Consider the following 11,588-nt stretch of genomic DNA (forward strand, 5'->3'; position numbering starts at 1 on the left):
CAGCCCTTCATCAAAACACCCACTGCAAGCTCCCCGCCAATGTCCAATAGTTGAAACTCAGTCCTGCTTCGTTCGATTCCCGCTGCTCCCGCGTCAGCGCGGTGATCCAGCGCGTGCCCGGGCTGATCTGCCAGGTGCCGGCCACCGAGGCCAGCACACCGCGGTCCTCGCGCCGGGCGCCGGTGCGGACACCCAAACCCGGGTCGCCCCGAAACTCGGCGTTGCGCCACTCGAGGCGCCCTTCAACCCGCAGCTTCGGCGAGTATTCCCACAGCGCGCCAAGGCGCAGGCCCTTGGTGGCCACGTAGCTCGACACGAAATCCTGTGCCGGCTCCACGTCGTAGCGCAGCGCGCCGCTCAGCTGCGTGCGCGGCGTCACCTTCCATTCCAGGCCGGCCAACGCATTGCGGCCCGAGTAGTCGTTTTGCGGAAAGCGCCCGTAAGTGCGCTTCACCGTTCCCACCCGCAACAGCGCCCTGGTGCCGCTTTTTATCGGCAGCGACGCATCGGCAAACAGCTCGTCCTGCTCAAAGCGCGATTCCGACTGCCCGCCCGACACCGTCGGTACGTTGGGGTACTGCCCGCTGGCCCGCCGGCGGGTGATCGCCACCACCGCGCCGGACGCCGGCACATAGCGCAGCACCGTATCCACGCCGGCAAAATCAATTTCGTTGCCCGGCCGCGATCCATCCGGATAGCGCCGGCTGCCCTGCCCCGCCTGCACGCCCACCTGCCAGTCCGGCACCAGCCGGTAAAAGGCGCTGCCGGTCAGCTGGCGCGTCACCGCCAGGCTCCGCTGCTGCTGGCGGTAGTACGCAAAATCGTCGGGCGCCTCGCGGTGCTCGGCGCTCAGTTCGCCGTTCCATTCCGGCCCGGCAGTCCAGCGCCAGCGCCCTACTGCGGTGCTGGCGTTGTGATTCAGAAACTCAAAGGCCCCGTAGCGCGCCAGGCTCAGGTCGTAGTCCAGCACCCACTGCTGGCCCGCGTAGGCCTTGTCCAGCCCCAGCCCGAGGCGGGTCACGCTGTACCAGTCGCCCATCCGGGCGAGCTGTGCCGACTTCGCCGCAGCCGGCCCCGACAGCCGGAACACGTTGCTGTCATAGGCGATGGTTTCGCCGATGCTGATCCGCGAACCGATTCCCCTGCCCAGCGGCAGGTCCAGCGGCGCACTGCCCCGCTCCTCGGCAGCCCGCTGCGCCGACTCGTCGCCAAGGCCGCGGGTCAAGGTCAGATCCGGCGGATTCAGCTCGTCGCTCTCGAAAAGCAGCACGGCACGACGGGGCTCTCCGAGCAGGGTCGATACACGCAGGGGTGACAGATCGTCAGCCAGAACCGGTAGGCCGGCTCCAAAAAGGAGCAGCGCCCCCCCAACACGAACACCAAATTCACGCAAATCCACACCCCAGATCAGCCAGTTTCGGCATATTGAGGGAGCAGGCAGTGAAATCAAGCGAATTTTTACGCATTTTGCAAAATTCAGCCTTCGCAAGACAGATATTTGCAAAATAAATCACATTAACTACAAATTTGACATTAACGTCGACGTACATGCAGTAAATTCGGCATCGTTCAAACTAGCCTCGAATTTGTCTATTGCCATGCAGGCCGCCCTCGAACGACAGACCCCCGGGCTCAAGCCGCACCTGTCGCTAATCTCATTGATCGAGACGCTTCTCGATCCGATCGCTTTCGCCGGCAGCCTGCTTGCCGTCGCCGGCGGCTTCGGCGTGGGTACCGAGCCGGCTTACCTCGTGCTGGCCTTCACGGTGTTCATGCTGGCCCAGCCGATGCCGATGCATATCGACAGCGGCCTGAAGGCGCTCTACCGGGGAAGCTGGCTGAAAGGTGCGGTGGTATTTTCCGTGCTGACCCTGGTCGGGCTGGTGACCGGCTTTGGCAATGCCTACGCGCCGGAAGTGCTGCTGGTGTGGTTTGTGGCCGGGCCGGCCAGCGCAGCCCTGGCGCGCCACGCCGCCCATGCGCTCACGCCGCTCGTCATGGCCCGCAGCGGCTACCACCAGCGTGCCGTGATCGTCGGTGCCAGCCTCGCCGGCCTTGCCGTGGCCGACCGCCTGAACAACTCGCGCCGGGCAGGCAAGCGCCTGCTGGGCTTCTTCGACGACCGCCATGCGGGTCGCCACGCCCGTGCCGACATCCAGCACTTGGGGCCGATACGCGAGCTGGCCAACTACGTGCGCCAGAACGACGTGGAGGTGATCTACATCGCGCTGCCCATGAGCAGCCAGCCGCGCATCGTCCAGTTGCTCGACGAAATGCGCGACACCACGGTGTCAATCTACTTCGTGCCCGATCTCTTCATGACCGACCTGATCCAGGCGCGTCTGGATGACCTCGGCGGCCTGCCCGTCGTGGCCGTGTGCGAATCACCCTTTACCGGCGTAAACGGGCTGTGCAAGCAGGTTTTCGATTTTGTCGTCGCGGCGCTGATCGTGGTGATGATTGCGCCGCTGCTGGTGGTGATCGCCATCGCCGTGAAAGTCACCTCACCCGGCCCGGTGCTGTTCCGCCAGCACCGCTACGGGCTCGATGGGGAGCGCATCCTGGTGTACAAGTTTCGCTCCATGAGCGTTTGCGAAAACGGCGACACCGTGACCCAGGCCAGCGCCAACGATGTCCGCGTGACGCCCCTGGGCGCCTTCCTGCGTCGCACCTCGCTGGATGAACTTCCCCAGTTCATCAACGTGCTGCAGGGCCGCATGAGCGTGGTCGGCCCGCGCCCCCACGCGGTGGCCCACAACGAAACCTACCGCAAGCTCATCAAGGGCTACATGGTTCGCCACAAGGTGCGCCCCGGCATCACCGGCTGGGCGCAGGTGAACGGCTGTCGCGGCGAAACCGAGACCCTCGACAAAATGAAGCGGCGGGTGGACTACGACCTCGAATACCTGCGGAAATGGTCGTTTCTGATGGACGTAAGGATCATCCTGCGCACCATCGGGCTGATGCGCAAAGACCCCAACGCCTATTGATGCGGATGCGTGCCGGCAACCCGGCACCTGGAAAACACCCCGGAGCACCCACCGGCTCCCGGATCTGATAACTCCGCCCTGCCCCCGCGGCCAGCCCGACAGGCCTGGCCGCAGGAAGCCCGATCAGGCGGATCCGACCTTGTTGCCCCCACCTATCGTCAGACGCATCGTCGCATCCTCCAGCCGGCTCAACAGCATCTGGTAATCCGGATGGCCGTTGAAGTTGGCCACCGCCACGCTGACCGTCACGCGGTTCGAATGACTGCGCAGCAGGCGAAAATCGGTGGTCTGCACCCGGGCCCGGATTTCCTCGGCCATATCCCGGGCGTGCCCGGCAGAGGCATTGACCGCGATGATCAGGAAGGTGTCATCTCCGTAGCGGAAGACATGGTCGCCACCCCGGGTTGCGTCCACGATGAGCATGGACATCTGCTGAAGCATGCGCGCGTGGCTTTCGGGATCGGCGAAGGCCGGGTTGTGGCTGGCCGGGTCCACCTTGATGAGCAGCACGCACAGCGGATCGCCGCTGCCCTTGTGGGTATCGATCTCGCGCGTCAGGAGGGCCGGCAGATAGCGCCGGTTGAGCAGGCGCGTGACCGAATCCCGCCCCAGCAGCGCACTGCCCAGGCGCGAGAACAAATCGTTCAGCAGGTAACGGATGAACTCGAGCCAGCGCTCCAGATCGAGGATCAGCTTTTCGGCCCGCGGCCCCACGACCTCCTCGGCCAGGAGCTGGGGGATGACCACCTCGTCGATTTCCCGCACCACGTCCCAGACTGATTCGAGTTCGTTGGCGCCATCGAAAAAGATGACGGCCTTGTGCCTGAGCCATGAGCCAAAATCCGACTCGGCCAGGGTGCCGGCCGCCATCACCCGGCTCGGGAGGCGCGTGGCCAGCAGCTGCTTGTGGCCCCATTCGGCCAGCAGCGCCCGCTGGCGCTCCCGCTCCAGGGCCATGTCGTGCTCGAGCGACACGACCCGGTAGGCCTCCTCCTTGCGGGCGTGATCCTGAATGTTGCGCACGAAGGCCGACATGATGAGCATGTCGGCCACCTGCAGCACTTCGTGGATATAAACCACCGCAGCCAGCTGCATCTTTATATCGGGGAATACAGCTGGAAGCCGCGCCCTAAGCTCCGCCGCGATGAGCCGCACGCCCCGCTGCATCAGATCCGAAGGCAACTTGATACGGGCGTGCACCAGGCCGATCTGGACCTGCCGCGCCACCAGCCCGGGCAGCGAGGCCTCGTCCCTGGCGGTAAAGATCGACACCATCCAGCCCAGCAACGACCCCTTGAGGCGCGACTCGACCAGATCGAGCTGCAGGTACTCCCGGGCCCGCGGGTGGGCCAGCATATGAACATAGAAAAGATCGATCACCTCCGGCGCAATCCGCTCGACCAGGCCCGCAATGCCTGTCCGCACATCGGCCGGTGCAGCCTTGAACGTGTCCTGCCAAAGCTTCAATACATCCGGAGCACCACCCTCACCCGCTCCGAAAAAAATCCCAGAATTCATTACCCTCTCTCCGTTTTGCGCTCGCACGGGTCATCCAAAACCGGATCCGCTCCCAGCCAGACCAGGAAGCACCAGACTCCCAATGTATGCATTTAGTAATATTCAAAGAATATATATCAAGGCCTCATGACGGGACAGTTAGGGCAAACACCAAAGCGCCCGATCACTGCAGGTCCACAAAGACTGTCGCCCCCCATCACAAACCGTGGGCCGGCCGATGCCCTTGCGGGGGCCGCGGCCGGAACACCATCCAGCACCACCGTTACGACGCCTCCCACATTCTTAACGCACCCGGGTGTGACGTGCTGACGCCGAGGCCGCCCGACCCTGGCTGTGTGTCACCCCAAAATCCTGCAAAATAGTGAGCTATCAGCCGAACGTGCTCAAGGAACGTCGTGCCCCGCAAGACACCACTCGCTCCCACTCAGAGATTGCCCAGCCGATCCCGATCCACTTTGCTCGTGCTTGCGGTCAGCGTCGGCGTGGCCTGTAGCGCAGCGCAGGCCACGCCCTCGAGCATTCGCGTCGTGATGGACGACAACTATCCTCCGTACGCCTTTCGCGACAGCGCGGGAGCGCTGCAGGGGATCGTCAAGGATCGCTGGGCGCTGTGGGAAGCCAGGACCGGCATCAAGGTCGAAGTCCTGGCGATGGATTGGGCCAAGGCGCAGGCCACGATGCAAGCCGGCGGAGCCGATGTCATCGACACGATTTTCCAGACCCCTGCGCGCGCGGGGATCTACGAATTTTCAGCGCCATACGCCAATCTCGATGTCGCGCTCATCTTCAATAAAAGCATCACCGGCATCAACGATGCCGTGACAGCCCGTGGTTTTCAGGTCGCCATCAAGGAAGGCGATGCCTGTGCGGATTTCCTGCAGCGGCGTGGCGTCGAGGATCTGAAGCCTTTTCCCAGCTACCAGGCGATGGTCGGTGCCGCCTCTCAGGGCGAGATCAAGGTGATGTGCATCGACACCCCGCCGGCCCAATATCTGCTGAACAAGGAGCATGTCGCCGATCAGTTTCGCCTTACCCAGCCCCTGTTCACCGGGCAGTTCCATTGGGCAGTCAGAAAAGGTGACGACCAGCTCAAGGAAACCATCGAGCGCGGGTTCTCCCTTGTCAGCGAAGCCGAGCTGGCCCACATCGAAGCCGACTGGAAGGGGGCGCCCCTGGATTCCATGGCGTGGAGCGAGCGCCTGCGGTATGGCCTCTACGCGCTGCTGGGCTTTGGCGCACTGAGCGCCTTTCTTGCGGGCTGGACTCTGCTTCTACGCAGGCAGGTTGCGGCAAAAACCAAGGATCTCACCGCTGCGCTTGCAGATCTGAAGACCAGCCAGACCACGTTCCAGGCTCTGTTCGAGTGCGCAACCGACGCCATCATCCTCATGGACGGCGAGCGCTGCGTGGACTGTAACGAACGTGCAGCGCAGATGTGTCGCGTTACGCGCGAGCAACTCATCGGATCAACCCCGCTCGACTTTGCCCCTGAATTACAGCCCGACGGCAGGCCATCCGTCGACCACCTCATGGCCCTGCTGAAACGAGTCCGTGCCGGCGAAGTCGTTGTCTTTGAATGGCAGTGCGTTCTCCGTGACGGGACGCGACTGGATGTGGAGGTGAGCTGGAGTCAGATCACCGTGCTCGATCTCGTATACCTGCAGGCCATCATCCGGGATATCGGCGCACGCAAACGTGTCGAGCATGAGCTCGATCAACATCGCCATCACCTTCAAACCCTGGTCGAAAATCGCACCTCCGAACTCGCTGCGTCGGAAGAACGTTTTCGCAGCCTGGTGGAGCAGTCCCTTGTCGGGATCGTCATCATCGCGAATGGCAGGTTTGCGTACGTCAACAAGGCCTTTGCCCAGATCTTCGGCCATGACTCGCCCGAAGAACTCCTGGATCTGGCGTCGATAGAGGAACTCATCGCCCCCGAATCCCGCAGCCTTGTGCTCGAGGCCATCCGGCTGCGGATTTCTGGCGAAGTCGACTCCATTCAATACGAAGCAACCGGCTTGAGGCGGGATGGCAGCCGTATCGGCATCGAGATATTCGGGCGCCGGATCAACTATCAGGGGCAATCTGCGACCATTGGCATGGTCATGGACGTGTCGCAGCGTCGTGCCCTGGACGAGGCTCGCGAGCTGTCGTTGAAAGAGGCAGAGCACCTGGCCCGCGTGAGAAGCGAGTTCCTGGCAAACATGAGCCACGAGATCCGGACGCCCTTGAATGGCGTGCTGGGCCTGGCCAGAATGGGATACCGCGCATCGCCAGAGGGCAGCGAGGAGCGCGGCATCCTCGCAAAAATCATCTCCTCGGGCCTGCACCTGCTCGGAGTCCTCAACGATGTCCTCGATTTTTCAAAGATCGAAGCGGGTCAATTGTCTTTGGAGTCCGTCGTCGTGGATACACATGCACTTTTAGATGAGTGCATGTATCTCGTGCAGGAGAGTGCGGCAGCAAAAGGCATTCGCCTCACATTGCGCATTGACGCGGATCTGCCGGCGCGATGCCTTGGCGATCCGCTACGGCTCAAACAGGTCTTGACGAACCTGCTTTCAAATGCAGTCAAGTTCACCCCCAGCGGGACCGTCACCCTCACCGCGACACGGCAACACGAATCGATAGTCCTGACCGTCACCGATACGGGAATCGGCATCAGCCCGGACGAGATCCCGTCACTGTTCAAGCCGTTTCATCAGGCGGATGCATCCACGACCCGGAAGTTTGGCGGCTCCGGCCTCGGCTTGACGATCAGCAAACGGCTCATCGACCTGATGAACGGAAGCATCCGGGTTTCCAGCGTCCCCGGTGAAGGCAGCTGCTTCGAAATACGCTTGCCCTGTCGAGCCTGCGAAAACATGGCGCTGCCCGACGCAGCGCTGAATCTTCAGACAGGCGATGGAACACGCCTCCAGGGCGTTCGGATCCTGGTGGCCGAGGACAACGAGGTCAATCAGTTGGTCATCGAGGCAATGCTCACCAACGAGGGGGCAGAACTCGTTCTCGCTGGCAACGGTCAGGAGGCCGTGGAGCGAGTCATTGAAAAGGGCGCGCAGTATTTCCAGCTGGTGTTGATGGACATCCAGATGCCCGTCATGGACGGGTATGAAGCCGCCCGGCAGATCCACACCCTGGCACCGGACCTTCCGATCATCGGCCAAACGGCCCACGCACTCCCCGAAGACCGCAGAAAGTGCCTCGCCGCCGGAATGGTCGACCACATTGCCAAGCCGTTCGAACCCGACTCGCTGATCAGCGTCTTGAAATCGCACCTGGGGCCCGCCAGGACGAAGGCCGGTACACGCGGCTAAAGGCGGGGTGTAAACATCCGGACGATCGGGGCGCCGCCCTGTTCCCACCCTGCAGTTTTGTCCATCTCCGCCGCGCGCCCCTGATCCGGAATCCTCCCGGCAAATTCTGGCGCATCCCGCTTTTAATTTCTGCGTCGATCCGCTGTTTTTGATCCGCCATCAGTGCGCCCAAGCGGCCCCTCACCTCCGCCATTTCCCCGAAAAATCAAGGATCTGAGGCGACTTTCCGATACTTCTTCTTGATTTCCAGAGCTAAAAACACTACTAAATGTAGTAGAAAAAATCTTTTAATCGCACCATTGCTTTTTTTAAGTGTTTGTTTTTAAACAACTAAAATTTTTGCTGAAAATCGTTTGTCGGAGTAACCTAGCGCCGCTTGTGCAATCAACGATTGCACCCACGAATGCATCAACAAAAGCACCCATAAAAGGAGGTGAAGCCGCCCATGACCGCCACGACAAAGTCCACAAAAAACCAGCCCGCAACTGCCGCCAACCTCCTGCCGCAGGAGATCTGCGACGAGGTGCTGCTGGAAAAATATGCCAAGGGTAACGAGAAGAACATCTCCGACGTGCGTGCCCGCGTGGCCCGTGCGCTGGCCGCCATGGAGGCGGAAGACAAGCGCGCCTTCTGGGAAGCCAAGTTCCTCGAAGCCCAGGAAAAGGGCTTCGTTCCGGCAGGTCGCATCAACTCCGCCGCCGGCACCAACCTGGCCGCCACGCTGATCAACTGTTTCGTGCAGCCGGTGGGCGATTCGATCACCGAATCCGTCGACGGCCGCTGCGGCATCTACACCGCGCTGGCCCAGTCCGCCGAAACCATGCGTCGCGGTGGCGGCGTGGGTTATGACTTCTCCTCCATCCGCCCCAAGGGCGCGATGGTGCGCGGCACCCAGTCCAATGCCTCCGGCCCGGTTTCGTACATGCGTGTGTTCGACCGCTCCTGTGAAACCGTCGAGTCCGCCGGCTCGCGCCGCGGCGCCCAGATGGGCGTGCTGCGCTGCGACCACCCGGACATCGAGGAATTCATCCACGCCAAGGATCACGGCGACCTCACCAACTTCAACGTCTCCATCGCCGTAACCGACGCCTTCATGCAGGCCGTCGAAGCCGATGGCTTTGTCGAGCTCGCCCACAAGGCCGAGCCCGCCACCGAATTCAAGGATTCCGGCGCCTACCAGCGCGACGACGGCCAGTGGGTTTACCGCAAGGTGCGCGCCCGCGACCTGTGGGAGCAGGTCATGCGCTCCACCTACGACCACGCCGAGCCGGGCATCCTGTTCCTTGACCGCATGAACAAGGACAACAACCTCTACTACTGCGAAACCATCGAGGCCACCAACCCCTGCGCCGAACAGCCCCTGCCGTCCTACGGCTGCTGCTGCCTGGGTTCGATCAACCTCACGCTGTACGTGAAAGACGCCTTCACCGACAAGGCCAGCTTCGACTTCGCCGGCTTCGGCAAAACCGTCGAAGTGTCGATCCGCATGCTCGACAACGTGCTCGAAGCCACCCACTGGCCGCTCGCCCAGCAGCACGCCGAAGCCCAGTCCAAGCGCCGCGTCGGCCTGGGCTTCACCGGCCTCGGCAACGCGCTGGCCATGCTGCGCCTGCGCTACGACACCGCCGAAGCCCTCGCCATGGCGATGAAGATCAGCGAATTCATGCGCGACCAGTCCTACCTCGCGTCCGTCGAGCTGGCCAAGGAGCGCGGCGCCTTCCCGCTGTTCAACGCCGACCTTTACCTCTCCGGCGGCAACTTCGCCTCGCGCCTGCCCAGCGACGTGAAGGACAAGGTTCGCAAGCACGGCCTGCGCAACTCCCACCTGCTGTCCATCGCCCCCACCGGCACGATCAGCCTGGCCTTCGCCGACAACGCCTCGAACGGCATCGAGCCCCCGTTCTCCTACACCTACACCCGCAAAAAGCGGATGGCCGACGGCACCTTCAAGGAATACGCCGTCGAGGACTACGCCTGGCGCCTCTACCGTCACCTGGGTGGTGACGTGAACAAGCTGCCGCCCTACTTCGTCACCGCGCTGGAAATCTCCGCCAAGGCCCACAAAGACATGGTCGCGGCCGTCGCCCCGTACGTGGACACCTCGATCTCCAAGACGGTGAACGTGCCCGAAGACTACCCCTACGCCGATTTCGAGAACCTCTACCTCGACGCCTGGAAGTCCGGCCTCAAGGGCCTCGCCACCTACCGCCCCAACGCCATCCTCGGCTCGGTGCTGTCGGTTACGCCCACCAGCGAGCAAAAGCAGCCGCAGGATCTCGAAATCTCCGACGACACCAACCGTCGCCTGTCGATCAAGACCCTGCCCGCCCCGGTGCTGTCGTCCCTGCGCTGGCCCGGCCGCCCCGACCTGCCGGACGGCAACGCCGCCTGGACTTACATGCTCAACACGCCGCAGGGCAACTTCGCCCTCTTCGTGGGCCACATGGATCCGGTCGAAGACAGCCCGGCCAGGGGCGCCTTCCCCTTCGAAGTGTGGGTGAACGGCGCCGACCAGCCCCGCGGCCTGGGTGCCGTGGCCAAGACCCTGTCGATGGACATGCGCGCCAACGACCGCGGCTGGCTCAAGCTCAAGCTCGAAACTCTCGCCAAGACCGTTGGTGAAAAGCCCTTCGAACTGCGCTTCCCGCCCCACGGCGAACAGAAGCTGATGCCGGGCGTCGTCTCCGCCTTCGCCCAGGTCGTGCGCTACCGCTGCGAAAAGCTCGGCGCCCTCGAAGACGGCGACAACCTGCCGAACCCGGTGCTCGACAGCCTGTTCAGCCTGGCCGAACCCAAGACCGGCACCGACGGCACCCTGTCCTGGACGGTGGATATCCAGAACCCGGCCACCGGCGAAGACTTCGTCCTCGGCCTCAAGGAAATCACCCTGCCCGACGGCGTCACCCGCCCCTACTCCATGTGGCTGTCGGGCAACTACCCGCGCGCCCTGGACGGCCTGTCGCGCATCCTGTCCCTCGACATGCGCGTGATGGACCCGGCCTGGATCGGCATGAAGCTGCGCAAGCTGATCGACTACCCGGAACCCCTGGGCGACTTCATGGCCTTCGTGCCCGGCACCCGCCGTCAGCAAAACTGGCCCTCCACCGTCGCCTACCTGGCCGCGCTGATCATCCATCGCTACGCCATGCTCGGCGTGCTCGACGAAGCCGGCTACCCGACCCGCGAAATGGGCATCCTCGAAGCCCCCCGCGACGACAACGAGCCCAAGCTGATGCAAGGCGCGCTGTGCAACGAATGCGGCAACCACTCGGTAATCCGCAAGGACGGATGTGACTTCTGCACCGCCTGCGGCGCGGTTGGAACCTGCGGCTGAGCTCCGGCGTGCAGGCTTGTGTGATGCTGTAGGTGGTCACCATAAGTTGCAAGTGACCGGCAAACCAGCCGGTAAGCTGTAAAACTCAAAGCCCACCCTCACCGGTGGGCTTTTTTTGGGCCAAACGGACGCGTCGACAGGGTTCAGACCAAGCTGAAAGCCCAGGAATGTTTTAGGACCGGCGAAGTAGTCGCTCTTGACCTACCTCAAAACGGCAGGGTGCGCGTCCGCCTCCATGCCTGCCAACGTCTCCGATGCCCGTATCTGAAAGAAAAGCATATGAGTTGGGCTAACCTAGCCCCGCTCGCAATATAACCGCTGCAGTGCAACTGCCTTAGCCCATCCCGTTATACACAACTCATTCGACATAGCGTCTTGCTCACGTAAGTGCTTGTTTTTACGAGAAGCGAAGGTAAAGTTGACGAAAAT

5 protein-coding genes are annotated in these 11,588 nt (G+C 62.6%); 3 read left to right on the plus strand and 2 right to left on the minus strand.

The features are described 5' to 3' along the window. Window positions 1-10: 10 nt before the first annotated feature. Window positions 11-1,399: an outer membrane beta-barrel protein gene (locus Q1W26_RS11810; protein ID WP_300440158.1), complete on the minus strand. Its 1,389-nt coding sequence runs from the start codon at window positions 1,397-1,399 to the stop codon at window positions 11-13. A 199-nt stretch (window positions 1,400-1,598) separates the two neighbouring features. Between Q1W26_RS11810 and Q1W26_RS11815 the strand changes: the two genes are divergently transcribed. After that, the gene (locus tag Q1W26_RS11815) at window positions 1,599-2,990 is read left to right on the plus strand and encodes an undecaprenyl-phosphate glucose phosphotransferase (protein ID WP_300440161.1); all 1,392 of its coding nucleotides are present in this window, start codon (window positions 1,599-1,601) and stop codon (window positions 2,988-2,990) included. Between the two features lie 123 nt (window positions 2,991-3,113). Here Q1W26_RS11815 and Q1W26_RS11820 read toward each other — a convergent pair whose 3' ends face one another. Then, window positions 3,114-4,508: a GGDEF domain-containing protein gene (locus Q1W26_RS11820; RefSeq protein ID WP_300440163.1), complete on the minus strand. Its 1,395-nt coding sequence runs from the start codon at window positions 4,506-4,508 to the stop codon at window positions 3,114-3,116. Between the two features lie 530 nt (window positions 4,509-5,038). On the opposite strand from Q1W26_RS11820, the gene Q1W26_RS11825 reads away from it, so the two are divergent. Both Q1W26_RS11825 and Q1W26_RS11830 read left to right on the plus strand, forming a co-directional pair. After that, window positions 5,039-7,825 carry a PAS domain S-box protein gene (locus Q1W26_RS11825; RefSeq protein ID WP_300440172.1) on the plus strand — a complete coding sequence of 929 codons (2,787 nt, stop codon included), beginning with the start codon at window positions 5,039-5,041 and terminating at the stop codon, window positions 7,823-7,825. 445 nt (window positions 7,826-8,270) lie between these two features. After that, window positions 8,271-11,159: an adenosylcobalamin-dependent ribonucleoside-diphosphate reductase gene (locus Q1W26_RS11830; RefSeq protein WP_300440166.1), complete on the plus strand. Its 2,889-nt coding sequence runs from the start codon at window positions 8,271-8,273 to the stop codon at window positions 11,157-11,159. The last annotated feature ends 429 nt before the right edge of the window (window positions 11,160-11,588 follow it).

Source organism: Zoogloea sp. (genome assembly GCF_030157465.1).
In the GTDB taxonomy this organism is placed as follows: domain Bacteria; phylum Pseudomonadota; class Gammaproteobacteria; order Burkholderiales; family Rhodocyclaceae; genus Zoogloea.

Coding starts and splice junctions, on each gene's coding strand:
- Q1W26_RS11815 (WP_300440161.1), top strand. CDS start 1,599: ATGCAGGCCGCCCTCGAACGACAGACCCCCGGGCTCAAGCCGCACCTG.
- Q1W26_RS11820 (WP_300440163.1), bottom strand. CDS start 4,508: ATGAATTCTGGGATTTTTTTCGGAGCGGGTGAGGGTGGTGCTCCGGAT.
- Q1W26_RS11825 (WP_300440172.1), top strand. CDS start 5,039: ATGGACGACAACTATCCTCCGTACGCCTTTCGCGACAGCGCGGGAGCG.
- Q1W26_RS11830 (WP_300440166.1), top strand. CDS start 8,271: ATGACCGCCACGACAAAGTCCACAAAAAACCAGCCCGCAACTGCCGCC.